Consider the following 24,181-nt stretch of genomic DNA (forward strand, 5'->3'; position numbering starts at 1 on the left):
GCCCGTGTCCTTTTCCATCATGTGTGACCCTTGCCCCTTGCGTTCCGGCGCGCCGGGCCCGTTCCCCGGCGTCGCCCGAGGCGGTCACGGCATCGGCCGTCGCGCGCCCCACAGATGGCGCATATACGCCACCGCGAACGGGGCCATCTGCGGCGTGATGTCTTTTTCGCTGTGGATGACGGCGATATCGGCCAGTTCCGGCAGGTCGTCGCGGCGGAGGAAGGCGCGGATGCGCCGCGCCGCCGCCTCGGCCGGCTCGGGCAGCACCAGCCGCCGCAGCAGTGCCAGGCGCGGGCCGTCGAATACGGCGGTGAAGCCGGCGTCGCGGGCGACGTCGGCGCGCGTGAGGCCGGTTTCCTCGTGAAGCTCCCGCCACGCGGAAGCCTCCAGGTCGAGCCGCCCATCGGCGGCGAGGTCGGACAGGTCGGGGGTGCCGCCGGGAAAATAGATGCCCCCCGCCGAGGAGGTGTGAGCGCCCATGACGCCCATCAGGAAGGCGCCGTCCGCGCCTTCCAGAGCGGCGAGGGCGAACACGTTGACCATGCCGAAGTCCAGCGGCCAGCCCTGGTCCCGCCACCACAGGAAGGCGGCGAAATCGGTGCGCCGCACCCGGCCTTCAAGGTGCCCCGCGGCGAAGCGCCGGTCGCGCAGCAGCAGGATGTCGCCGTTCCACAGGTGCGGATTGGTGGCTTGGCGCGCGGCGAAATGGGCGTCGATCTCGGCCCGCCGGGCCTCGGCTTCCGGCCAGCCGCCCGGTTCCAGCGTCAGCGCGACGGTGAGGACCGGCGCGACGCGCCGATCCCCGGTCTCGCTCGGTCCCCAGAGGTCGCCGCCGCTCACGCGGCGCTGTCCAGGGTGGGATAGTCCAGATAGCCCTTGGCGCCGCCGCCGTAGAGGGTGTCGCGGTCCAGCTCGTTGAGCGGCGCGTTGCGGCGCAGGCGCTCCACCAGGTCGGGATTGGAGATGAACGGGCGGCCGAACGCCACCAGGTCCGCCTTGCCCTCGGCCACCGCCGCGCGGGCGAGCTCCAGGTCGTAGCCGTTGTTGACGATCCAGGTGCCGGTGTAGCGCTGGCGCAGCGCGTCGAAGGAGAAGTCGGGGGCGATGTCGCGGGGGCCGCCGGTGGCGCCTTCCACCACGTGCAGATACAGCGGATGCCGCTTTTCCAGCTCCTCCACCACATGGTTGAAGAGGGCCTGCGGATTGCTGTCGGCGATGCCGTTGGACGGGGTCACCGGCGACAGCCGCAGTCCGGTGCGCCCGGCGCCGATCTCGGCGATGATCGCGTCGGTCACCTCCAGCAGGAAGCGGGTGCGGTTCTCGATGGAGCCGCCGTAGGCATCGGTGCGGGCGTTGGCGCCGTCCCGCAGGAACTGGTCGATGAGATAGCCGTTGGCGGCGTGGATCTCGACCCCGTCGAAGCCGGCCTTGATGGCGTTGGCGGCGGCGCGGCGATAGTCGGCGACAATGCCGGGAATCTCCGACAGCTCCAGGGCGCGCGGCGTCGAGGTGTCGGTGAAGGCGTTGTTGACGAAGGTCTTGCTTCCGGAGGCGATGGCGGAGGGCGCCACCGGCGCCGCCCCGCCCGGCTGCAGCGCGGTGTGGGAGATGCGGCCCACGTGCCAGAGCTGGATCACGATGTGCCCGCCCTTGGCGTGCACGGCGTCGGTGATCTTGCGCCAGGCGGCCACCTGTTCGTCGGAATAGATGCCGGGGGTGTCCTGGTAGCCTTGTCCCTGCTGGCTGATCTGCGAGGCTTCCGTGACGATCAGGCCGGCGCTGGCACGCTGGGTGTAATATTCCACGGCGAGGTCGCTGGGCACGAAGCCGGGATCGGCCCGGTTGCGGGTGAGCGGCGCCATGACGATGCGGTTCGAGAGGGTGAGATCGCCCAGGCGATAGCTGTCGAACAGAGACGGGGTGCTCGCACTCATGAGGATTCCCTTCGGACAAGCCCCGCCGCCATGCGGGGGGCGATGCGATGTCGCGAACATAGGCACGCGACAGCCCCCGCCAAGGGGCCGAAGCCGTGCCCGGGGCCGATTTGACGCATTTGAATGACGGATAATTCTAATCAACACTTATGAGTGCGGCAAATATATGATGCCCGTCCACTCGCCGTGCTTGCCGGCCGCCGCCCCCGTCTCCATGACCCGCGCCGCCGCGGGGCGGTCATCCCGGCGGGGCGGGCGCCGGGGCGGGTGGCTTGCGGCCCCGCGCGGCGCGGGTCTCGCGGGCCGGGGACTGGCCGAACATGCGGCCATATTCCCGCGTGAACTGCGGCACGCTCTCGTACCCCACGGCGAAGGCGGCGCCGCTGGCGGTGGCCCCCTCGGAGAGCATCAGCCGCCGGGCCTCGATGAGCCGCAGCTGCTTCTGGAATTGCAGCGGCGACAGCGTCGTCACGGCCCGGAAGTGCTGGTGGAAGGCTGAGGAGCTCATCCCGGCGATGGCGGCGAGGCGCTCCACCGGGACCGGCCGGGCGAAGTCCGCGCGCAGCATCGCCACGGCCCGCGCCACGCGCTGCACATGGCCTTCCGGCCAGCCCAGGCGCCGGATGGCGGCCCCGTGCCGCCCCGCCAGCAGCCAATAATGCAGCTCCCGCACCATTTGCGCCTGCAGCACCGGCACCGAGGCTGGCCGGTCGATGAGGCGCAGGAGCCGCAGGGCGGCGTCCGCCACCTCGGCATCGGTGGGCTCCACCTGCACTGGCGCGCCGTCGCGCGCAGGGGCGCCGCCCATCTGCGCCGTCAGGTCGGCGATGACGGCGGGGTCGAGCTCCAGCACCAGGGAGAGATAGGGCGCGGCGAGGCTGGCCTGGGTGATCTGGCTCACGGTCGGCACGTCGGCGGTGATCAGCAGGGACGAGCCGGCGGTGAAGGCGAAGGTCCGCGCTCCCATGCTCACCTGCTTGCTGCCCTGCGCCACGATGCAGACAAGCGGCCGCGAGATGGCATGGAGCAGGTCGCTCGGCGCGGTGGCCCGCACGGTCATGAGGCCGGGGACGGGCGTCGCCGCCAGCCCGCCGCCGTCCGCATGGGCCTCCGCGTGGCGGCGGACGGCGTCGCGCAGCCCGGCGTTCACGAGCGCCGCGTTGAAGGGAGGAGGGATCGGGGCGGGAGCCATGAGGCGAGCCTAGCGCGCCGCCGCCCGCCGTGCACGCGGCTTTGGAGGATCAGGCAAGGAAAGGCGAGGTTCCGGCAACACCGGCCGGCGGCGGCGGCGCATACCCCTGTCACGGCCTCACAGGAGCAGACCATGACCACCCTCACCCTCGTTACCGGCGGCAGCCGCGGCCTTGGCCGCAACACGGCGCTGGCCATCGCCCGCCACGGCGGCGACGTCGTCCTCACCTATCGCAGCCGCAGCGCGGAGGCGGACGCGGTGGTCGCCGAGATCGCGGCGCTGGGGCGCACGGCGGTGGCCCTGCCCCTCGACACCGGCGACATCGCCAGCTTCCCGGCGTTCGCCGTGGAGCTGCGCGCGGTGCTGGGCCAGACCTGGGGGCGCCAGAGCATCGATCACCTGGTGAACAACGCCGGCCATGGCGAGCACGCGCCCATCGCCGAGACCAGCGAGGCGCAGTTCGACGGCCTGGTGAACGTGCATTTCAAGGGCGTGTTCTTCCTCACCCAGGCGCTGCTGCCGCTGATCGTGGACGGTGGCCGCATCGTCAACCTGTCGTCCGGCCTCACCCGCCTGTCGGTCCCCGGCTTTGCCGCCTATGCGGCGGTGAAGGGCGCGGTGGAGGTGCTCACCCGCTACATGGCGAAGGAACTCGGGGCGCGCGGCATCGCCGTCAACACCGTGGCGCCGGGCGCCATCGAGACCGATTTCGGCGGCGGCGTGGTGCGCGACAATCCCGAGCTCAACCGGACGTTCGCCGCCGCCACCGCCCTCGGCCGCGTCGGCCTGCCGGACGACATCGGGCCGATGATCGCCAGCCTGCTGTCGCCGGACAATCGCTGGGTGAACGCCCAGCGGATCGAGGTGTCCGGCGGCCAGGGGCTGTGACCCGGCAGTCGCAGGCACGCCGTGGCGTCAGGCGGTTTCCAGCGCGCTTGGGAACGCCCTAGACGTGCAGCATGCCTTCGGCGACCAGCACGGCGCCGCCGCCGATGGTGGTGGTGCCGTCCACCAGCTGGCCGCCCTTGACGGAAAAGCCGAGATCGATGCGGCTGGGCCGGCCCATCTCGAAGCCCTGGTCGATGCGCACCTTGTGGTGCCCGTCCACGCGGGTTTCCGCGTCCAGCAGCACCGCCGGGAAGGCCGCCGCCGCGGCGCCGGTGGCCGGGTCCTCGACGATGCCGAGGCCCGGGGAGAACATGCGGGCGCGGAAATCGCCGTCGCCGTCCTCGTCCAGGGTATAGAGATAGACCGCGTCGCCGAACGCGCCGAGGGAGGCGATGGAGGCGGCCTCGTCCGGCCGTGCCCGCGCCAGCGCCGAGAGGCTGGCCAGCGGAATGAACAGGAACGGCACGCCGGCCGAGGCCACCACCGGGCGATGGGCGTCGAAGCCGATGTCGTCCGGGTCCAGGCTGAGCGCCTCGGCGCAGGCCGCGCGGGTCAGTTCCACCGGCTCCAGCTCCGCCCGGCGCGGCACGGTGAACACCGCCGCGCCCCGGCGCGTGCCGGGTCCCTGGGTGGTGACGGTGCAACTGACGGTGCCGATCGCCTCCTCCAGCTTGAGGGCGCCCTTGTCGATCTTGTCCTCCAGCGCCAGCAGCACCGCGGTGCCCACCGTGGGATGGCCGGCGAACGGCATCTCGTGGGCCACGGTGAAGATGCGGATGCGGGCGCGGTGGGTCTTGTCGCGCGGCGGCAGCACGAACACCGTCTCCGACAGGTTGAACTCGCGGGTGATCTGCTGCATCGCGGCGTCGTCGAGGCCGGTGGCGTCCAGCACCACGGCGAGCGGATTGCCGCCAAACGGGCGGGTGGTGAAGACGTCCAGTGTCACGTAGCGGCGCGGCATGGGCGGGGGTCCGGGGCAGGGGGCGGTGAGACAGGCGTTCGCGCGGCCGGGCGGGACGGCGCATGCCGCTTCTCCGCCCGGCTGGTGCCACAAAGTTGCCTCAAACCGCCTGGGGCGTGAAGACCGTGGAGGGGCTCACGAACTCCTCCTGGGCCTCGACCAGCAGCAATTCCCGCGAGTGTGCTTTTTCGGTCCGCTCCAGCAGCCCGTAGATGGAGGAGGCGGCGGCCGCAAGCGCCTGGGCGGTGCTGCCGGTGCGCTTCACGTGGAAGAAGAAGAGGGCGGCGATGGCGTCGCCCGCCCCATTCGGCGCCACGTCGAGGCGCGGCGTGCGCACCAGGAAGCGCCCGTCCGGCCCGGAGGCGAGCAGGTCGATGGCGTTTCGCGGTGTCTCGCGGGTATGCAGGCTGGTGACGAGGATCACCTTCGGCCCCATCCGGTGCAGCGTGTCGCAGGCGGCGCGGGCGTCGGCAAGGTCGGCCACCGCCTGGCCCGACAGCAGCTCCAGCTCGAACTGGTTGGGGGTGAGGACATCGGCGGCGGGCACCGCCTGCTGGCGCATGAATTCGGGGATGCCGGGGCGCACGAAGATGCCCCGGCCCACGTCGCCGATCACCGGATCGCAGCAATAGTCGGCCTTGGGATTGGCGGCGCGCACCCGCGCCACCGCGTCGAGGATGGCGGCGCCGATGTCGGCCGAGCCCATGTAGCCGGACAGCACGCCGTCGCAGCGGGGCAGGGCGCCGCGTTCGGCGATGCCGTCGAGCAGGTCGCAGATCGCCGCCGCCTCGAACACCTGCCCGTGCCAGGCGCCATAGCCGGTGTGGTTGGAGAACTGCACGGTGTGGATCGGCCACACCTCCACCCCGAGCCGCTGCAGCGGGAACACGGCGGAGGCGTTGCCCACGTGCCCGTAGGCGACATGGGACTGGATGGACAGCAGGTTCATGATTCCGACCGGCGGATGAGGATGCCCGGCCCGCGGTTACTCCCCGCCGGGGGTCGGGACAAATGGATTTTCGTCATGGGTGCCGGCGCCGGCGCTGATGGATGCCTGCGCCCGATCCGGACGGCGGGCGTTGTCACGCGATGAGGCCACCGGGGGACGCGGCCGGAAGTTGCCTTAGCCTTCGGCCTTGCGCGAGGCGAGCATGTGGCGGGTGGCCTCGCCCACCAGCCGGCGCGGGGCGAGGCGGATGGAGAAGATCAGCAGCCTGTTGAGCCAGCCCACCACCGCCAGCCGCCGCCCGGCCATCATGGCCGTGAAGCCGATCTCCGCCACGGTCTCGGCACTGGCCATGGGGCCCTTGAACAGGCGCGTGCCGTCCCAGCCGGCGCGGTCGAAGAAGCGGGTGGCGGTGGGGCCGGGGCACAGCGCCGTGACGGTGACGGGGCTGCCCTTCAGCTCCTCGGCCACGGCCTCGGAGAAGCTGAGCACGAACGCCTTGCTGGCGCCGTAGACGGCGGAGAAGGGCAGCGGCGCGAACGACCCGGTGGAGGCGACGTTCAGCACCCGCCCCGAGCCGCGCGCCCGCATGCCCGGCAGCACCGCGGCGGTGAGGCGGGCGAGGGCGCCGACATTGGTGGCGATCATGTCCGCGGTCACGGCGGGGTCGATCTCGGCGAAGCGGCCGTAGGCGCCGAAGCCGGCGTTGTTGACCAGCACATCCGGCACCTGGGCCTCCAGATCGGTGGCGAAGGCCTCCAGCGCGGCCGGGTCGGCAAGATCCACCTGGCGGACGGCGACGCGGCGCCCGAGGGCGGCGACGGCATCGGCGGCGGCGTCGAGGCGGTCGGCGTCGCGGCCCACCAGCACCAGGTCGAAGCCGTCCCTGGCCAGGCGCAGGGCGAGGGCGAGGCCGATGCCGCTCGACGCGCCCGTCACCACGGCGAAGCGCAGGGCGGGACGGGCAGGGGGAACCTTCGGCAACGCCACCTCCTGGGCACACGGACGCGCCGGCATCGGCCGGCCGGCCTAATACCAAAGGCCCATGAGCGTGACTCATGGGCCTTTGGTCAAGCCCGCGCGGCGCTTGAGCCGACCCACTTGGCACCGGTCGAAGACCGGGGCCGATGGTATAAGTCTATCCGACCTTCCGCACCGCCATATAGGGCCGCCGCCGTGCGACCAAAGGCGCCTGTGGGCAAGGCCGGCCGAAGACGGACGGGACGGGCCGGCTCACGCATCGGGAGCGTGTCGCGAGAGCGTCGAAATCCGGCCCGCGCCGAGGCCTCTCCTTTCAGGACGGCGACTTGTCGGGACGTCGCCTTGCGGCGCCCCGCGCTCGGGTCGTGTTTCGGCGCCGGCCTCCGGGTCCCGCGCGCTCCGGCGGCCTGGTCCCTGGGCTTGACTCTCCCGCCGGGCGGTGCGGCTGGCCCCATGCCGGGCAGGATGTGGGGCGCGGACGGTGGACGACGGCGGCGCGGGCGTGTTTTCGCCATGCCAGGAGGGTTAATGTCGGCGACACTGTCATCGCATCCCTTATCCTCGAGTGCCGCCCGTGCCTGTTCCCTCCGCTCGCCGCTTCGCCGCTCCTGCCTGTCTGCTTGCCGCGCTGGCCGCGCCGGTGGGGGGGCCGGGCGGGGCCTGGGCGGCGGGGCCGGCCTGCTACCCGGCTTCGGCCCTGGCCGCGCGGCCGGGGGAGGAGCAGGTGGAGCCGCATCCGCGCGGCGAGCCCATCACCCTGCCGGCGCTGGCCCTTGCGCCGGCGACGCCGGTGCCGGCGGCGCTGCGCGGCTCCATCCGCCGGGTGGAGCTGCCGGCGGGCGTCAAGCTGGTGGCCCTTACCTTCGACCTGTGCGAGGCCTCGGCGGAGCGCTCCGGTTATGACGGCGCCATTGTCGATTTCCTGCGCGCGGAGGACATTCCCGCCACCTTCTTCGGTGGCGGCAAATGGCTCATGAGCCATCCCGAGCGGGCGGCCCAGCTCATCGCCGACCCCGGCTTCGAGATGGGCAACCACACCTGGTCCCACGCCAATCTCACCGTGCGCAGCGGCGAGGCCATGCAGCGGCAGGTGGACGACGCCGATGTCGCCTTCGCCCTGCGCCGCAAGGATGCCGTGGCCGCGGGCTGCGCCGTTCCGGCGGTGCCGCCGCGCCCCACCTTGTTCCGTTTTCCCTACGGGTCCTGCAGTGCCGAGGCCCTCGGCTATGTCAACGACAGCGGCCATCTGGCGGTTCAATGGGACGTGGATTCGGGCGACCCCGCCCTCATCGGCGCCAAGGGGATGGCGGACGACATGGCGCGGCAGATCCGGCCCGGTTCCATCGTGCTGATGCATGCCAACGGGCGCGGCAAGCACACCGCCGAGGCCCTGAAGCGGCTGGTGCCAGCGCTGCGGGCCAAGGGCTATCGCTTTGTCACCGTCTCGGACCTGCTGGCCGCCGGCCGGCCGGTGATCGCCGACACCTGCTATTCCCTCAAGCCGGGCGACACCCGCGTCTATGACGAGGCCGCGCGCGCGGGCAAGCGCATCCTTCCGGTGCGGTGAGCCCGGCGCGAGCCCTGGCCGGCGCCCGCACGCGCGAACGCCGGGGAGGGGGGCTCCCCGGCGCCGCGATCATCGATCCGACCTCATTTTGTTGTTTTCTGGGTCCTCGCGGGGGCCAAGGAACGCGCGTCAAACCACGCCAAAGATAATCGCGCCAATGAACGTAAAGGCAGCGCAGATCTCAAGCATGGCGAGCAGCTCCGATATCACCGGCATCTCCCGCTGAATCGATGTCAGCTTCTACTTTAGCGTAATTCCTGCGCATTTGAAGTGAATTCGATGCTGCATTGCAGATGCTTCATCTTGCAGTGCGAAGACGCGCTGCAAGATGTCCGCCCCCGCCTTTGACTTGAGCTCTGCTGCGCCGCGTCGCGCGAGATGGGCGCGTGGGCGCCGGCCTCCGCCGCCGGGCCGGCCTGCGGCGTCACATGACTGTTGCGCAGCCGGATTATGGCCATCAGGACGCAACGGAGTGGCCCGATGCTTGTGATCGAGGGCCTTGGTCGCCGCTTTGGCGACAAGGTGGCGGTGTCCGACGTGAACCTGCAGATCGCCCACGGCGCGTTCGTGGGCGTGATCGGGCGTTCCGGCGCCGGCAAGTCGACGCTCCTGCGCATGGTCAACCGCCTCCAGGAACCCAGCAGCGGCCGCATCCTGTTCGACGGGCGCGACGTGAGCGCGCTCAGCGGGCCGGCGCTGCGCCAGTGGCGGGCCCAGGCGGCGATGATCTTCCAGCAGTTCAACCTGGTGGGCCGGCTCGACGTGCTCACCAACGTACTCATGGGCCGGCTCGCCACCGTGCCCACCTGGCGCGCCCTGACCAAGGTGTGGAGCCGCGAGGACCGGGCCATCGCCGTGTCGGCGCTGGAGCAGTTCGACATCGGCGCGCTCGCCGCCCAGCGCGCCGACAGCCTGTCCGGCGGCCAGCAGCAGCGCGTCGCCATCGCCCGCGCCCTGGCCCAGGAGCCCGGCCTGATCCTGGCCGACGAGCCCATCGCCTCGCTCGATCCGCGCAACACCAAGATCGTGATGGACGCGCTTTTGCGCATCAACAAGCACTTCGGCATCACCGTGCTGTGCAACCTGCATTCCCTGGACCTCGCCCGCACCTATTGCGACCGGCTGGTGGGCATGGCCCAGGGACGGGTGGTGTTCGACGGCGCCCCGGAGGCCCTGACCGCCCAGGTGGCGCGCGACCTCTACGGCCTGGAGGCCGGCGAGGTGATGGATGCCGTCCCCGCCGAGGCGCCGATGGGCCGGCCGGTGCCGGCGGCGAGTGCCGCGCTGGCCTGAACGCCGCCGGGCCCTGCGGGTCCGCGCCGGCGCTGACGCCGGCGGGCGGGCCGTCGCCGGATGAATGCGTCCGCCGGCCGGCGGCGCGGATCGCGCATGTCCAAGCCCTTTGTCCGACCTGTTCCCAGTGGAGCCGAACCATGCTGAACCGACGTACCCTGATCGCGGCCGCCGCCGCGCTCACCTTCTGCGCCGGCGCCGCCAGCGCCCAGGACTACAAGGCCCAGTATCCCGAGCTGACCTTCGCCATCATCCCGGCGGAGAACGCCACCGGCGTCACCGAGCGCTTCGCGCCGCTGATGAGCTACCTCACCGCCCAGATCGGCGTGCCGGTGAAGCTGCGCATCGCCAACGACTACGCGGCGGTGATCGAGGGCCAGCGCGCCGGCAACATCCAGATCGCCTCCTACGGCCCGTCCTCGTTCGCCCGCGCCCTGATGACCGGCGCCAAGATCGAGGCCTTCGCCATCGAAGTGAACGCCGACGGCACCAAGGGCTACCATTCGGTGCTCTATGTGAAGAAGGACAGCCCCTATAAGTCCATCGAGGACCTGAAGGGCAAGAACCTGTGCCTGGTGGACCCCAACTCCACCTCCGGCAACAACGTGCCGCGCTTCGCCCTCAACAAGATGGGCCTGAAGCCGGACGAATTCTTCGGCAAGGTGGTCTATGCCGGTTCGCACGAGAATGCGGTGATCGGCGTGGAGCAGGGCACCTGCGACGCGGCCTTCAACTGGTGGAACGACGAGCAGGAATCCGCCCTCAAGCGCATGGAGCGCAAGGGCATGGCGAAGTACGACGACTTCCGCATCATCTTCAAGTCCGACCAGATCGTGAATTCGCCCTATGCTTATCTGGCCGACCTGCCGCCGGAGCTGAAGGCGAAGATCCGCGACGCCTTCTTCTCCATCCAGGAGAAGGACAAGGCCGCCTTCGACAAGATCTATGAAGGCAAGCAGCAGCCCTGGCAGCCGGTGGACAACGAGGCCTATGTCTCCATCATCGAGCTGAACAAGTTCGTGGACGAGCTGCGCAAGAAGAAGTCCTGATCCGGGACGCCCGGCCCGCGCCCTCCCGGCCGGGAAGGCGCGGGCCGCTTCCCTCTTCGTCGCCAGCCCTCCGGCAGGCCGCACCGGCCTGCCCCGACGCCGCGAGGCCACCTTGTCCCACGCCGTGCCCATCCTGCCCGAGGAGCAGCTTTTCCCCCTGCTCGCCCGTTATGACGCGGCGGTGCGCGCGCGGCGGCGGCATTCCTACATGGTCGCGGCGGTGGTGCTGGTCTGCATCGCCCTGTCGACCTGGATGGGCGAGGTGCGGCCGGGGGTGTTCCTGGCCCATGCCGACCGCCTCACCGACTATTTCTGGAACATCACGCCGACCCTGCGCTGGGGCAGCCTGTGGAGCGATCTCGGCGAGTGGTACTGGAATCTCGACCACTGGCTGAAGCTGCTGTTCGACACCATCCTCATCGCCTATCTCGGCACGCTTGCCGGCGGCATCGGCGCCTTCGTGCTGTGCTTCCTGGCCAGCGCCAACCTGGTGCCGAACCCCTTCATTCGCCTCGCCGCCCGCCGCTTCCTCGAATTCTGCCGCACGGTGCCGGAGCTGGTGTTCGCGCTGCTGTTCGTGGTCGCCTTCGGCCTCGGGCCGCTGCCGGGGGTGCTGGCGCTTGCCATCCACACCATGGGCGCGCTGGGCAAGCTGTTCGCCGAGGTGGTGGAGAACATCGACATGAAGCCGGTGGAGGGCGCCACCGCCTCCGGCGCCTCCTGGGTGCAGAGCGTACGCTTCGCGGTGGTGCCGCAGGTGGCCTCCAATTTCGCCTCCTATGGCCTGCTGCGGTTCGAGATCAACGTGCGGGAGGCCTCCATCATGGGCTTCGTCGGCGCCGGCGGCATCGGCCAGGATCTGATCGAGGCCATCCGCAAGTTCTATTATTCCGACGTCTCGGCCATCCTGCTGCTCATCATCGCCACGGTGATGATCATCGACATTCTGACCGAGCAGGTGCGGCACCGCCTGATCGGCCTCGGGGACAAGCGATGACCCGCGCCCGCTTCGATCTCGGCGCCGCCGACCACGCCCGCCTTGCCGCCGCCTTCCCTGAGGCGATGCGCCCATCGCCGTCGGGGCGGGTGCGCGCCGGCGTGGTGCTGGGGCTGGCGGCCCTGGTCGCCGCCTTCGCCTGCTGGCGGCTGGGCTTCGGCCTGGACCGGCTGGGCTCCGGCCTGGTGCAGCTCGGCCGTTTCACCGCCATGATGTTTCCGCCCGATCCGGGCACCCAGCTGCCGCTCTACATGCACGCCCTGGGCGAGACCCTGGCCATCGCCTTCCTCGGCACCCTGGGCGGGGCGCTGCTGGCGCTGCCGTTTGGCTTCCTGGCGGCGAAGACGGTCATTCCCAACATCTTCGCCCACTTCGCGGTGCGCCGCCTGCTCGACACGGTGCGCGGGGTGGACCGGCTGATCTGGGCGCTGATCTATGTCACGGTGGTCGGGCTCGGCCCGTTCGCCGGCATCCTGGCGATCGCCACCGCCAGCTTCGGCGAGCTGGGCAAGCTGTTCTCGGAGGCGGTGGAGGCGCTCGACCGCAAGCCGGTGGAGGGCGTCGTCTCCACCGGCGGCTCGCCGCTGGAGGGGGTGCGCTTCGGCATGCTGCCGCAGGTGCTGCCGGTGCTGGCGAGCCAGCTGCTCTATTATTTCGAGAGCAACGCCCGCCAGTCCACCATCGTCGGCATCGTCGGCGCCGGCGGCCTGGGGCTGCACCTGGCCGAGCAGATCCGGGTTCTGGAGTGGCAGAAGGTGTCCTTCCTCATCCTCATGATGCTGGTGATGGTGGGGGTGATCGACTTCATCTCCTCGCGCCTGCGCTTCGCCATCATCGGCCGCGCGCGCTGACCGGCGTGGCCCGACGCCGGGCCGTCAGTACAGCACGGCGCGATAACGGCGCAGCATGTCGTCCTGGCTCTCGGCCGGGGCGGCGTGGCCGATCTGGTCCCGCAGCATCTCGCCCATGGTGGGCAGGGCCGCGCGCGGGATCTGCGCCTGCGGGCTCCACAGGGCCGAGCGCATGAAGGCCTTGGCGCAGTGCAGGAAGGCTTCCTCCACCTCCACGGCGATGACGGTGCGCGGCAGGCGACCGTTCACCGGAAAGCGGCCGCGCAGGTCCGCGTCGTCATGGATGGCGGCGCGGCCGTTGACGCGCAGGGTCTCGTCCACGCCGGGAATGAGGAACAGCAGGCCCACGCGCCCGGTGGCGAGAATGTTGGAGAGGCTGTCCAGCCGGTTGTTGCCGGGCCGGTCGGGGATGAACAGGCGGTTGTCTTCGCTCGCCACGAAGCCCGGGGCATCGCCGCGCGGGGAGACATCGGCGGCGCCGGCGGCGTCGGCGGTGGCCACCAGCACGAACGGGCTCAGGGCGATGAAGCGGCGGCAATGGGGATCGAGCCGCGACAGCACCTTGTCGCGGGTGCGGCCGGAGGGCTCGCCGTAGAGCCGGCGCAGGGCGTCCACGCTGTCGATGCGGGCCATGGGGAGTCTCCTTCGGTGGACGGGATCAGGGCTTGAACACCAGCTGCACGCGATCGGCGGCGAACGAGGAGCGGCCCCATTGCAGCGGCCGGCCGTTCGGCTCCACGTCCACCCGCTCCAGCACCAGCACCGAGCGGCCGGGGGCGATGGAGAGCTGGTCCATCTCCCGGGCATTGGCGGGGCGGGCGGTGACGCGGGTCTCGCGGCGGCGGAAGTCCTGGATGCCGAGGGTGGCGAGCGCCCGGGTGAGGGAGCCGGTGGCGGCATAGACCAGGTCCAGGTCGGGACAGCGCGCGGCCACGAACCAGGCCAGGCCGCAGGACAGCGGCACGCCGTCCGCCTCGTGGATGCTCTCGATGCGCAGCACCGGGGTGTCTGGGGCAATGTCGAGCTCGCGCGCGACCTCGGCATCGGCCGGTTCCAGCCGGGCGCCCAGGAAGCGGCCGAAGGGCCAGCGCCCGCCGGCGGTGACGATCTCGGAAAAGCGGGTGCGCGGGCCGATGGGATAGCGCAGGGGCGGGGCCTTCACGAAGGTGCCGCGGCCGGCGGTGGCCTCGATCAGCCCGGCTTCGGCCAACGCCCCCAGCGCCCGGCGCAGGGTGTGGCGGTTGACGCCGAAGGCGACCGCCAGCTCGGTTTCCACCGGCAGGCGCTCGCCCGGCCCCCAGCGCCCGGCGGCGATGTCGGCCTCCAGGCGCTCGGCGATCTGCCGCCACAGCGCCACCCCGGTGCCGCGCGGCACCGGCGCGTCGGCACCCGTCATCGGGCTGTGACCCTCGGCCTTCACAGTGGTCTCCGCTCCCGACACGCGCGTCCCCCGTTTCGATGTTCTGCGTAATGAACATTTGTATAGACGAACATACAAATTAAGTCTAGGGAATCGTCCGCGAAGCCGCCGCGCCGGTCGCGGCCCAGGGATCGAGAGCCCTCAGATGTCCTCCACCAGCACCACGCCCCCGGCGGCGCCGGTCGCGGCGGTCCCGCCGCCCGCGCCGGATGACACGGCCGCCCGCCAAGCGCTCATGGGCGTTCTGGCGCGTGCCACGCTCAAGGAGCTTCAGGCCGCGGTCGAGCGTTTCGAGCCGCTGCCGAAGCTGCGCGATCTGCGCCCGCCCGAGGTGGGGCTGGTGATGGTGCAGGGCCGCGCCGGCGGCGACGGCGGCGCCTTCAACCTCGGCGAAGCCACGGTGACACGCGCCGCCGTGCAGGTGGAAGGCGGCGCCACCGGCCTGTCCTATCTGTTGGGCCGCGCCCCGGAAAAGGCCCGGGCGGCGGCGCTGCTGGACGCGTTCTGGCAGGACCCGGCGCTGCGCATCGCGGTGGACGACGCGCTGCGCCCGGTCCGCCGCCGGCTGGCGGCGGAGGATGCCGCCGTGGCGGGCGAGGCCGCCGCCACCAAGGTCAATTTCTTCACCATGACGCGCGGGGAAGACTGATGCCGCCCGTGTCCCTCGCCACCGCGCCGGGCTTCGCCGATCCGGTGCATGATGCCCAGCGCGCCTTCTCGGCTCTCATGTGGGCCATGGCCGAGCCGGGCCGGGTGCTGCCCCTGGCCGGCGGTCTCAGCCCCCCGGCGCCGCTGGCGCCGGAGCTGGCGGCGGTGGCGCTGGCGCTGCTGGACTACGAAACGCCGTTCTGGCTCGACCCGCCGCTGGCGGCGCGGCCGGAGGTGGCGGATTTCCTGCGCTTCCACACCGGCGCGCCGCGCGCGGGCGAACCGGCCGCGGCGCGCTTCGCCTTCTGCGCCGATGGCGCCGGGCTGCCGCCGTTCGCCGCCTTTGCCCAGGGCGAGCCGGACGATCCGGATCGCTCGGCGACGCTCGTGGTGCAGGTCGAGCGGTTCGAGGCCGGGCCGCTCGCCCTCGCCGGCCCGGGAAACGCGGTGCCGCGCGGCTTCGGCGCGGTTCCCCTCCCGCATGATTTCGCGGCCCGGCTCGCCGCCAACGCGGCGGGCTTTCCGCTGGGCGTGGACCTCATCCTGTGCGCCCCCGGCGCGGTGGCGGCGGTGCCCCGCACCGCGCGGCCGGTGGCCCTGCCCGGGGCCTGAGCGGCGCCGGCGCCGGGGGCGGGGACGGGAAGCCGGCGCGTGCCCGCCGGGACTGTGTGAAACGCGCCGCGTCAGGCGGCGGAAAGCCTGTCAGGAGAGCCTGTCATGTACGTGGCCGTGAAGGGCGGGGAAGACGCCATCCGCAACGCCCATGCGCTGCTGGCGCGGCGGCGGCGGGGCGACCCCGCGGTGCCGGAGGTCGGCATCGACCAGATCGCCGAGCAATTGGGGCTGGCGGTGGACCGGGTGATGGCCGAGGGCTCGCTCTACGACCGGGAGCTGGCGGCGCTTGCCATTAAGCAGGCGCGCGGCGACCTGATCGAGGCGATTTTCCTGGCCCGGGCGTTCCGCACCACTTTGCCGCGCTTCGGCGCCACCGCGCCGGTGGACACCGGCGCCATGCGCCTGCACCGGCGCATCTCGGCCACCTTCAAGGACCTGCCCGGCGGGCAGGTGCTGGGGCCCACCTTCGACTACACCCACCGCCTGCTCGACGCCACGCTCGCCACCCGGGCGGCCCTGGGCGAGGGGGAGGTCGGCGCCACCCTGCCGGAGCCCCCCGCGCCGGATGTGGCCGCGCCGCCGGATCTTTCGGAACCGCCCGCCGTGGCGCCCGGCCGGGTGCCCCGCGTCACCGCTCTGCTGGGCGAGGAAGGCCTGATCGAGCCGGCCTCCGCCGACGACGGCGCGCCGCCCGCCGACCTCACCCGCACCCCGCTGGCGTTCCCGGCCGACCGGCCGCTGCGCCTGCAGGCGCTGGCGCGGGGCGACGAAGGCTTCCTGCTGGCGCTCGGCTATTCCACCCAGCGCGGCTATGCCCGCACCCATCCGTTCGTGGGTGAAATCCGGTTCGGCACGGTGGAGGTGAGCCTTCATGTGGAGGAGCTGGGCTTTGCCGTGCCGCTGGGCGACATCACGCTCACCGAATGCCAGAGCGTGAACCAGTTCACCGGCTCGGCGACTCGCGCGCCGCAGTTCACCCGTGGCTATGGCCTGGTGTTCGGCCAGTCGGAGCGCAAGGCCATGTCCATGGCACTGGTGGACCGCGCCTTGCGCTTCCAAGAGCTGGGCGAGGAGAAGAGCGCCCCGGCGCAGGACGAGGAATTCGTGCTGTCCCATTGCGACAATGTCCAGGCCACCGGCTTCGTGGAGCATCTCAAATTGCCCCACTACGTCGACTTCCAGGCCGAGCTCGATCTCGTGCGCCGCATGCGTGCCGCCCATGCCGCCCATGCCGCCCATGCCGGGCAGACCGGCGCGGCGGCGCCGGACCCGGCGCCAACCCCCGGCCAGGAGGCCGCCGAATGACCCCCGCGCGCCTCACCTACAATTTCGCCTATCTCGATGAGCAGACCAAGCGGATGATCCGCCGGGCCATCCTGAAGGCCATCGCCATTCCCGGCTACCAGGTGCCGTTCGCCGGCCGCGAGATGCCCATGCCCTATGGCTGGGGCACCGGCGGCGTGCAGGTGACCGCCGCCATCCTCGGCGCCGACGACGTGCTGAAGGTGATCGACCAGGGCTCGGACGACACCACCAACGCGGTTGCCATCCGCGGCTTCTTCGCCGCCACCGCCGGAGTGGCCACCACCACCCGCACCGAGGCGGCCACCGTCATCCAGACCCGCCACCGCATTCCCGAAGCCTCCCTGAAGGCGGGGCAGGTGTTGGTCTACCAGGTGCCGATCCCCGATCCGCTGCGGTTCCTGGAGCCGCGCGAGACCGAGACCCGCCGCCTGCACGGCCTGGGCGACTATGGATTGATTCACGTGAAACTCTACGAGGACATCGCCCGCCATGGCCACATCGCCACCACCTACGCCTATCCGGTGACGGTGAACGGTCGCTACGTGATGGATCCCTCGCCGATCCCGAAGTTCGACAACCCGAAGATGCACATGAGCCCGGCGCTGCAGCTGTTCGGCGCCGGCCGCGAGAAGCGCATCTATGCGGTGCCGCCGTACACCAGCGTGGTGCCGCTGGACTTCGCGGACCATCCGTTCGCGGTGCAGACCTTCGACCAGCCCTGCGCCCTGTGCGGCGCCGAGGGGGTCTACCTGGACGAGGTGATCCTGGATGACGCCGGCGGCCGCATGTTCGTGTGCTCCGATACCGACCACTGCGCCACCCGCCAGGGCGAGGGCCATGCCGGTGTCCTGAGCGCGCCCTATGGCACGGCGGCCGGCACGACGGACGCCGCCGGCAGCGGGGAGGAGCGGCCATGAGCGCGGGCACCGCCACGAGCGCAAGCCAGGTGATGGGTGAAGCGATGGGCGCGGACGGCGACGCCCCGTTGCTGAGCGCCGAGGGCCTCACGCGCTATTACGGCGCCCGTTTGGGCTGCCGGGATGTGAACCTCACCCTTTATCCCGGCGAGGTGCTGGCCATCGTCGGCGAATCCGGCTCCGGCAAGTCCACCCTGCTCGGCCTCCTGTCCACCGAGCTCGCGCCCAGTGCCGGGCGGGTGCTCTACCGCCTGCGCGACGGGCACACGCGCGATCTCGCCCACCTCTCCGAGGCCGAGCGGCGGCTGCTGCTGCGCACTGACTGGGGCTTCGTGCGCCAGCACGCGGAAGCCGGCCTGCGCATGGCGGTTTCGGCCGGTGGCAACGTGGGCGAGCGGCTGATGGCGGTGGGTCAGCGGCATTATGGCGACATCCGCGCCACCGCCGCCGACTGGCTGGGCCGGGTGGAGATCGCGCCCGAGCGCATCGACGACGATCCGCGCACCTTTTCCGGCGGCATGCGCCAGCGCCTGCAGATCGCCCGCAACCTGGTGACGCGGCCGCGCCTCGTCTTCATGGACGAGCCCACGGGCGGTCTCGACGTGTCGGTGCAGGCCCGGCTGCTGGACCTCATCCGCCAGCTGGTGGCCGAGTTCGGCCTGGCGGTGGTCATCGTCACCCATGACCTGGCGGTGGCGCGGCTGCTCTCCCACCGCATCATGGTGATGAAGGCGGGAGAGGTGATCGAGGAGGGCCTCACCGACCAGGTGCTGGACGACCCCCGCGCGCCCTACACCCAGCTTCTCGTGTCCTCGGTGCTCACGCCATGATCGCTCCCGCTCCCCGCGCCCCCGTTCCACCGGCCCCGATGCTGGCGGTGGAGGCCATTGCCAAGCAGTTCACCCTGCACCTGCGGGGCGGCCTGCGCCTGCCGGTGGTGGAGGGCGTCTCGTTCGAGGTGTTCGCCGGCGAATGCCTGGCTCTGGGCGGGCCCTCCGGGGCCGGCAAGAGCTCCATCCTCAAGATGGTCTACGGCAACTATCGCACCGACGCCGGCCGCATCCTGGTGGCCACCGACGCGGGCGTGGTGGATGTGGCCACCCTGGCGCCGCGCCCGCTCATCCGCCTGCGCAGCCGGCGTATCGGCTATGTCAGCCAGTTCCTGCGGGTCATTCCCCGGGTCGGCGCCCTGGACGTGGTGGCCGAGCCGCTGCTGGCCGAGGGCGTGGCGCGGGACGCCGCGGCGGAGCGGGCCGGTGCCCTGCTGGCCCGGCTCAACCTGCCGGAGCGCCTGTGGCGGCTGCCGCCGGCCACCTTTTCCGGCGGCGAGCAACAGCGCGTGAACGTGGCGCGCGGCTTCATCGGCTCCCAGCCCCTGCTGCTGCTGGACGAGCCCACCGCCTCGCTGGACGCCGCCAACCGGGCGGTGGTGATCGACCTCATCGCCGAGAAGAAGGCCGCCGGCTGCGCCGTGCTCGGCATCTTCCACGACGCCGACACCCGCGCGGCGGCGGCCGACCGGGTGGTGGACGTCGCCCGCTTCGCCGCCTGAGGCCCCCGGCCCGCGGCCGTTGGAATGAAGGGACTGGACATGACTGAAACCGTGCTCGCCAACGCCCGCCTCGTGCTCGCCGATGCGGTGGTGCATGGCCACCTGCGCCTCGTCGACGGCAGGATCGCCGAGATCGGCACCGGCGCGGTGCCGGCCGGCGCCGAGGACCTCGCCGGCGATTATCTCGTGCCGGGCCTCGTGGAACTGCACACCGACCATGTGGAAGGCCACCTGACGCCCCGCCCCAAGGTGCGGTGGAACCCGGTGGCGGCGGTGCTGGCGCACGACGCGCAGGTGGCCGCCTCCGGCATCACCACGGTGTTCGATTCGCTGAGGGTCTGGCCGGACAAGCGCGCCGTGGGCATGGACGGGGAGGCGCCGGCGCTCATCGCCGCCTTTGCCGCCGCCCGCAATGCCGGCGCCCTGCGCGCCGACCACCGCATCCACCTGCGCTGCGAGGTCGCCACCGACACCGTGGTGGAGGATGCCGCGGCCATCATGGACCAGGCCGATATCCATCTCGTCTCGCTGATGGACCACACCCCGGGCCAGCGCCAGTTCGCCAGCGTCGAGCAGTTCCGCAGCTATTACATGAAGAAGAGCGGCCTTGGCGCCGACGAGATCGACGTCATCGTCGCCACCCGGCTCGAGTGCCACGCCCGCTATGCGCGCCCCAACCGCGCCGGCCTGGTGGCGCTCGCCCATGCCCATGGCTGCGTGCTGGCGAGCCATGACGACGCCACCCCCGAGCATGTGGCCGAGGCCATCGGCGACGGCGTCGCCATCGCCGAATTCCCCACCACCGAGGCCGCCGCCCGGCTCTCCCACGAGGCCGGCATCCGGGTGCTGATGGGGGCGCCCAACCTGGTGCGGGGCGGCTCCCACACCGGCAACGCCTCGGCCGAGGCGCTGGCGCGGGCGGGGCTGCTCGACATCCTGTCCTCCGATTATGTGCCCTCCAGCCTGCTGTGGTCGGCGTTCGACCTGGCGCGGCGGGTGCCGGCGATCTCGCTGCCGCAGGCGATGCAGCGCGTCACCAAGATTCCGGCCGAGGTGGCGGGGCTCGCCGATCGCGGCGAGATCGCCCCCGGCCGTCGCGCCGACCTGGCGCGGGTGGCCGCGCTCGGCGATATACCGGTGGTGCGGAGCGTCTATCGCGAGGGGCGGCGGGTGGCATGAGCGCGGATGGTAAGGGGAGTGCGGCGGTGTCTGCCCCGCCGTCCGATCCGCTTGGGCCGGGGGCCCTCATCCTGGTGGTGGGGCCGTCCGGCGCCGGCAAGGATACGCTGATCGACATCGCTCGTGCGCGGCTCGCCGGCGAGGGGCGGGTGGCGTTTGCGCGGCGGCTGGTCACCCGTCCGCCGGGGGCGGGGGAGGCCCACGGCACCCTCAGCGAGGCGGATTTCGAGGCCGAGCGCGCCGCCGGTCGCTTCGCCTTGTGCTGGCGCGCCCACGGCCTTGCCTATGCGCTGGGGCCGGAGGTGATGACCCAGATCCAGGCCGGTGGGGCGGTGGTGGCCAACGGCTCCCGCGCCACCCTGGACGAGGCCCGCAGCCGTTTCGCGCGGCTCAAGGTGGTGCTGGTGACGGCGCCGATGGGGGTCCGCGCGGCGCGGCTGGCGGCCCGCGGCCGCGAACACCCTGCCGACATCCGCGAACGCCTCGCCCGCCAGCCGGCGCTGACGCTGGCGCCGGATCTGCTGATCGACAATGTGGGGGCCCCGGCCGATGGCGGCCGGCGGCTGGCGGACTTCATCGCCGCCACCCTGGCGGCGGCCGGCTGACCGGGCGGCCCGCGGGGAGATCCGTCCGCCTTGAAAAAGGGCCCGCCGGCCGGGCGAACCGGACGCGGCGGGCGGAGGCGGCTTGAGCGGTGCCGCACGTCGGGAGACGTGTGACACGGCTCAACATCCCTGCGGGGGGATTCCTTTATGGCGTGAGCAGGGCTCGACCGCCCCCGGGGGGCTGTTCGGGCCTGTTCCGCGTGCGCGCAGCCGGCGCGGCACCGGGCGAGGGGCGTGGCGACGGCCACGACGGCGGGGCTGGCAGGGCCGGCGCGCCGGGGGCGCGGCATCGGCCGTTCGCGCCCGCGGCCGGGCTGAAGCCGTCTATTGTCGGTAGTGCTGGATGCGCGTGGTGCGCAGGCCCGGCAGGCCGTGCCGGTCGATGGAGGCCTGCCACGACAGGAATTCATCCACGGTGAGCGTGTAGCGCTTGCAGGCCTCCTCCAGGGAGAGCAGGCCCCCCCGGACCGCCGCCACCACCTCCGCCTTGCGCCGGATCACCCAGCGCCGGGTGTCTGGAGGAGGCAGGTCCGCGATGGTGAGCGGACCACCATCGGGGCCGATCACGTACTTTACCCTCGGCCGATACGCATCGGTCATCGTTACGCCACCCGTACACTGGCTTACACTGGAGCAAAGATGGCGCAGGCTCCTGAATATTTCGCTAAAGTACTGGAATTAAATATCATTTACTTGTCTTAAGAGAGCCTGAAGGGAATCTGTCCGGAAGGTAAACACGGGCTGGCCGGCATGTTCCCCGGTCGCCCTCCCGGCGCGGGCCCGGGGAGGGCGATGCCTCGGCGGTGGCGCCCGTTGCTGCGTCGCCATCATTGGTCCCGCCGGCTGCCTCCGGCGGGCCGTCCGACGGCTCATCCCATCGGCCCCGGTCTTCGACCGGTGCCAAGTGGGTCCGCTCAGGCACCGCGCGGGTTTGACCGAAGGCGGATGAGTGACGCTCAGGGCTTTGGTATCAGCGCGGTGCCGCCGCGGCGAGGCGCGCGGCGGTCCGTGGCCGCAGCGTCACGATCACCGCCGTGCCCGCCACCCGGACCTCCGCCTCCAGCGACGGGTCGGGGGGGCGCACCGCGTCGAAGCCGCCGGACACGCCGCCGGCGGCGGTGAGCAGGGTCCAGGACCGGGGCGCCGTGTCCTGTGCGGTGTCGGCGGCCGGGGCATCGTCGCGCAGCTCCAGCCGGCCGCCGAGATGCACGGCTCCATCGGCGGCGAGGATCGGGACGCCGGCCGGCGCCGCGAGCACCGATCCCGGCTCCAGCACCGCGTCGGCGGCGAGGCGGATGGCGCCGCCTTGCGGCCGCAGCAGGCCGGCATTGCGCAGGGTGCCGGACACCGTGCCCGCGCCGGTGAGGGTGCCGAAGTTGAAGATGTCGCCGGTGAGGTGGCCGGTGTTGGTGGCGGCGCCGAAATTGTAGAGGGCCGCGCCGATGGAGGTGAAGGTGCCGGCATTGGCCAGCGTCGCGTCCGGCGCCACCCAATAGCCGCCGGTGCTGAACACGCTCGCGCCGGCGGCGATGGCGAGGCTGCCCGTGAGGCTGCCGGACAGGCCGAGCGCCCCCTCGGCCACGGTGGTGCCGCCGGCATAGCTGTTGTCGCCGGCCAGCAGCAGGGTGCCGCTGCCGGTCTTGGCGAGGCTGCCGGCGCCCGTGATGTCGTTGGTCCACAGGTCGAAGGCGTGAAGTCCGCCCTTGGCGGCATCCAGGGTGATCGTCACCGCTCCGTCCAGGGCGCCGTAGCCGCCGCCGGCGGCGTGGAGGTCGAGCCGTGCCCAGCCCTGGCCGCCGTCCAGGGGCACGTTGGCGGGCAGGCTGGTGCTGGCCAGGACGGCCCGGCGCTCGGCCGCGCCGAGATAGGGAAAGCGGGCGGCCAGGAGGCCCTCAGCCGCGTCCGGCACCACCGGCCCGGGCGGGTTCTCGCCCATGGGCGGCAGGCCGTAGGTGAGGCGCCAGGCGGCCTGCTGCCGCTGCGCGCGCCAGCGGGCGGCGCTGGGAATGAGGCCGCTGGCGAGGCATCCCGCCACCGAAGCCCGGCAGCCGGCGTGCAGCGGCGAAACCGCTACCGGGCCGAGCGCGGCGCCGAAGGCCTCCGCATTGGCTCCGGCGCGCCGCGGGAAGCCTGCGGAATAGGAGGGATTGCCGGCCAGCAGCTCCGCCAGGGTGCGCTGGGCGACGATGCGCCCGCCGATCACATCGAGGGCGTAGTGGACGCCGATGATGTTGCGGCCGAGGGCATAGGCCTGGGCCGCGCGGAACAGCTCCTGGTGGTAGGTGGGCGCGAGGGTGGCGTAATAGAGCGCGGTGGTGAAGCCGAAGAAGGTGTGGCCGCTCGGGAACGAGGGCATGGTGGCGAGGCTCTGCCATTCCGCGTGCTGGCCGGCGACGATGCCGGGCGGCGTGGTGTCGCGGGTCCAGGGCCGGGTGCCGATGGCCGGCAGGGCGAGATAGGGGCGGGGATCGTTCACCAGGCCCGGGGGCGCGTGATAGGCGTCGCCATAGATGTTGGCCTGGGGAAACGTGTCCTTCAGGTAGCCCACCTGCTCCACGGCGAAGGCGCCGGCGAGGTCGGCGCCGATGGTGCCGGGCAGGGCGTGGCCGGAGGCCAGGGGCAGCATCACCGCGCGCGCCGGGCCATCCACCAGGCTCCAGATGTTGAAGCTGGTGAGGGCGGGGTCGGCCGGATCGCGGGCGTTCTGCACCGCCTGGATGCGCTCCGCCAGGGTGGATGTCTCATAGATGTGGGCGGTGACGGCGGCGTTGGCCTCCAGCAGCCGCTGGCCGGCGGCCGTGTGGCCGAGGGCGTGCAGCACGATCAGCGCGCTTCCCTGGCCCTGCTGCTGCGCGGTGGCGCAAACCGGGGTGAGGCAGAAGGCGGACGCCTCCGCCGGCGTCAGCGCCGGGGTGAGCGAGGGCGGGAGGGCGGGAGCCTCGGCGCCGGCCGGTCCCGCCGCCAGCGCCACGGCCAGCGCGGCGGCCATGCCCATCCGTCGGCCGCGAACGAAACTCCGGCTGCGACCGGCCGGCTGCCCCGGCGCGCTCCAAGACCCACCCATGCTGTCCCCCAAGGCCCCATTTCAAACCGGCCCATCGTGCTGCCAAGGCCAGCGTTGCGCCAGCCGGGCGAAGGTCGCGGCCAGCAGCGCAAAGGGAGGGGCGCGCAAGAGGGGCGGAAAAGCCGGGACCGGTGCCGGAGGCGCGGGAGGCGCGGGCAAGCCGCCGCGCGGCGGAGGCTGTGGCACCGCCGTCCCGATCGCGCGCGCGGCCGGGACG

Annotated in this window: 24 protein-coding genes; 14 read left to right on the forward strand and 10 right to left on the reverse strand. The window is 72.0% G+C overall.

Annotated elements, in window-relative coordinates:
* Positions 1-84: 84 nt before the first annotated feature.
* The 3 genes from V5F53_RS18170 to V5F53_RS18180 all read right to left on the reverse strand — a co-directional run bounded on the left by V5F53_RS18170 (position 85) and on the right by V5F53_RS18180 (position 3,126).
* Complete coding sequence (locus tag V5F53_RS18170) at positions 85-840, reverse strand: NUDIX hydrolase (protein ID WP_393995991.1); 756 nt, start codon at positions 838-840, stop codon at positions 85-87.
* Positions 837-1,934, reverse strand: a complete 1,098-nt coding sequence (locus V5F53_RS18175; RefSeq protein WP_393995990.1) for an alkene reductase — start codon at positions 1,932-1,934, stop codon at positions 837-839. The genes V5F53_RS18170 and V5F53_RS18175 overlap by 4 nt, the downstream gene beginning before the upstream one ends.
* A gap of 238 nt (positions 1,935-2,172) precedes the next feature.
* Positions 2,173-3,126 (reverse strand): AraC family transcriptional regulator, encoded by a 954-nt coding sequence (locus V5F53_RS18180; RefSeq protein WP_393995989.1) that lies wholly within the window; start codon positions 3,124-3,126, stop codon positions 2,173-2,175.
* A gap of 132 nt (positions 3,127-3,258) precedes the next feature.
* Between V5F53_RS18180 and V5F53_RS18185 the strand changes: the two genes are divergently transcribed.
* On the forward strand, positions 3,259-4,014 hold the full coding sequence (locus V5F53_RS18185) for an SDR family NAD(P)-dependent oxidoreductase (RefSeq protein WP_393995988.1): 756 nt from the start codon (positions 3,259-3,261) through the stop codon (positions 4,012-4,014).
* 58 nt (positions 4,015-4,072) lie between these two features.
* Here the strand turns inward: V5F53_RS18185 and V5F53_RS18190 are convergent, their stop codons facing one another.
* The 3 genes from V5F53_RS18190 to V5F53_RS18200 all read right to left on the reverse strand — a co-directional run bounded on the left by V5F53_RS18190 (position 4,073) and on the right by V5F53_RS18200 (position 6,905).
* Complete coding sequence (locus V5F53_RS18190; protein WP_393995987.1) at positions 4,073-4,975, reverse strand: PhzF family protein; 903 nt, start codon at positions 4,973-4,975, stop codon at positions 4,073-4,075.
* A gap of 100 nt (positions 4,976-5,075) precedes the next feature.
* Positions 5,076-5,924 (reverse strand): pyridoxal kinase PdxY, encoded by an 849-nt coding sequence (pdxY, locus tag V5F53_RS18195; RefSeq protein WP_393995986.1) that lies wholly within the window; start codon positions 5,922-5,924, stop codon positions 5,076-5,078.
* Between the two features lie 174 nt (positions 5,925-6,098).
* The gene (locus tag V5F53_RS18200) at positions 6,099-6,905 is read right to left on the reverse strand and encodes an SDR family NAD(P)-dependent oxidoreductase (protein WP_393995985.1); all 807 of its coding nucleotides are present in this window, start codon (positions 6,903-6,905) and stop codon (positions 6,099-6,101) included.
* Between the two features lie 571 nt (positions 6,906-7,476).
* On the opposite strand from V5F53_RS18200, the gene V5F53_RS18205 reads away from it, so the two are divergent.
* The 5 genes from V5F53_RS18205 (at position 7,477) to phnE (V5F53_RS18225) (ending at position 12,659) form a co-directional block, all read left to right on the forward strand.
* Positions 7,477-8,469, forward strand: coding sequence for a polysaccharide deacetylase family protein (locus V5F53_RS18205; RefSeq protein ID WP_393995984.1), 993 nt, complete (start codon positions 7,477-7,479; stop codon positions 8,467-8,469).
* A gap of 480 nt (positions 8,470-8,949) precedes the next feature.
* Positions 8,950-9,762: a phosphonate ABC transporter ATP-binding protein gene (phnC, locus tag V5F53_RS18210; protein WP_393995983.1), complete on the forward strand. Its 813-nt coding sequence runs from the start codon at positions 8,950-8,952 to the stop codon at positions 9,760-9,762.
* A 140-nt stretch (positions 9,763-9,902) separates the two neighbouring features.
* The gene (gene phnD / locus V5F53_RS18215; RefSeq protein WP_393995982.1) at positions 9,903-10,811 is read left to right on the forward strand and encodes a phosphonate ABC transporter substrate-binding protein; all 909 of its coding nucleotides are present in this window, start codon (positions 9,903-9,905) and stop codon (positions 10,809-10,811) included.
* 112 nt (positions 10,812-10,923) lie between these two features.
* Entirely contained in the window at positions 10,924-11,808 is an 885-nt protein-coding gene (gene phnE / locus V5F53_RS18220; RefSeq protein ID WP_393995981.1) for a phosphonate ABC transporter, permease protein PhnE, read from the forward strand.
* Positions 11,805-12,659, forward strand: a complete 855-nt coding sequence (phnE, locus tag V5F53_RS18225; protein WP_393995980.1) for a phosphonate ABC transporter, permease protein PhnE — start codon at positions 11,805-11,807, stop codon at positions 12,657-12,659. Before phnE (V5F53_RS18220) ends, phnE (V5F53_RS18225) begins: the two co-directional genes overlap by 4 nt.
* A gap of 24 nt (positions 12,660-12,683) precedes the next feature.
* On the opposite strand, the gene V5F53_RS18230 is transcribed toward phnE (V5F53_RS18225), so the two are convergent.
* Positions 12,684-13,292, reverse strand: coding sequence for a pyridoxamine 5'-phosphate oxidase family protein (locus tag V5F53_RS18230; protein WP_393995979.1), 609 nt, complete (start codon positions 13,290-13,292; stop codon positions 12,684-12,686).
* A gap of 25 nt (positions 13,293-13,317) precedes the next feature.
* On the reverse strand, positions 13,318-14,055 hold the full coding sequence (gene phnF / locus V5F53_RS18235; protein WP_393995978.1) for a phosphonate metabolism transcriptional regulator PhnF: 738 nt from the start codon (positions 14,053-14,055) through the stop codon (positions 13,318-13,320).
* A gap of 169 nt (positions 14,056-14,224) precedes the next feature.
* Between phnF and phnG the strand changes: the two genes are divergently transcribed.
* The 8 genes from phnG (at position 14,225) to phnN (ending at position 20,900) form a co-directional block, all read left to right on the forward strand.
* The gene (gene phnG, locus V5F53_RS18240) at positions 14,225-14,728 is read left to right on the forward strand and encodes a phosphonate C-P lyase system protein PhnG (RefSeq protein WP_393995977.1); all 504 of its coding nucleotides are present in this window, start codon (positions 14,225-14,227) and stop codon (positions 14,726-14,728) included.
* Positions 14,728-15,339, forward strand: coding sequence for a phosphonate C-P lyase system protein PhnH (gene phnH / locus V5F53_RS18245; RefSeq protein ID WP_393995976.1), 612 nt, complete (start codon positions 14,728-14,730; stop codon positions 15,337-15,339). The genes phnG and phnH overlap by 1 nt, the downstream gene beginning before the upstream one ends.
* A 105-nt stretch (positions 15,340-15,444) precedes the next feature.
* Positions 15,445-16,647, forward strand: a complete 1,203-nt coding sequence (locus V5F53_RS18250; RefSeq protein WP_393995975.1) for a carbon-phosphorus lyase complex subunit — start codon at positions 15,445-15,447, stop codon at positions 16,645-16,647.
* Positions 16,644-17,564 (forward strand): alpha-D-ribose 1-methylphosphonate 5-phosphate C-P-lyase PhnJ, encoded by a 921-nt coding sequence (locus V5F53_RS18255; RefSeq protein ID WP_393995974.1) that lies wholly within the window; start codon positions 16,644-16,646, stop codon positions 17,562-17,564. The genes V5F53_RS18250 and V5F53_RS18255 overlap by 4 nt, the downstream gene beginning before the upstream one ends.
* 32 nt (positions 17,565-17,596) lie before the next feature.
* Positions 17,597-18,394, forward strand: a complete 798-nt coding sequence (phnK, locus tag V5F53_RS18260) for a phosphonate C-P lyase system protein PhnK (protein WP_393996261.1) — start codon at positions 17,597-17,599, stop codon at positions 18,392-18,394.
* The gene (phnL, locus tag V5F53_RS18265) at positions 18,391-19,116 is read left to right on the forward strand and encodes a phosphonate C-P lyase system protein PhnL (protein ID WP_393995973.1); all 726 of its coding nucleotides are present in this window, start codon (positions 18,391-18,393) and stop codon (positions 19,114-19,116) included. The genes phnK and phnL overlap by 4 nt, the downstream gene beginning before the upstream one ends.
* A gap of 39 nt (positions 19,117-19,155) precedes the next feature.
* Positions 19,156-20,295, forward strand: coding sequence for an alpha-D-ribose 1-methylphosphonate 5-triphosphate diphosphatase (locus tag V5F53_RS18270; protein WP_393995972.1), 1,140 nt, complete (start codon positions 19,156-19,158; stop codon positions 20,293-20,295).
* Between the two features lie 26 nt (positions 20,296-20,321).
* On the forward strand, positions 20,322-20,900 hold the full coding sequence (gene phnN / locus V5F53_RS18275; protein ID WP_393995971.1) for a phosphonate metabolism protein/1,5-bisphosphokinase (PRPP-forming) PhnN: 579 nt from the start codon (positions 20,322-20,324) through the stop codon (positions 20,898-20,900).
* Positions 20,901-21,224: 324 nt separating this feature from the next.
* Here the strand turns inward: phnN and sciP are convergent, their stop codons facing one another.
* Positions 21,225-21,500, reverse strand: a complete 276-nt coding sequence (sciP, locus tag V5F53_RS18280) for a CtrA inhibitor SciP (RefSeq protein WP_012113328.1) — start codon at positions 21,498-21,500, stop codon at positions 21,225-21,227.
* A 370-nt stretch (positions 21,501-21,870) separates the two neighbouring features.
* Positions 21,871-23,889 carry a phosphatase PAP2 family protein gene (locus V5F53_RS18285; protein WP_393995970.1) on the reverse strand — a complete coding sequence of 673 codons (2,019 nt, stop codon included), beginning with the start codon at positions 23,887-23,889 and terminating at the stop codon, positions 21,871-21,873.
* Positions 23,890-24,181 lie beyond the last annotated feature (292 nt).

Source organism: Xanthobacter cornucopiae, assembly GCF_043195065.2.
Lineage (GTDB): Bacteria > Pseudomonadota > Alphaproteobacteria > Rhizobiales > Xanthobacteraceae > Xanthobacter.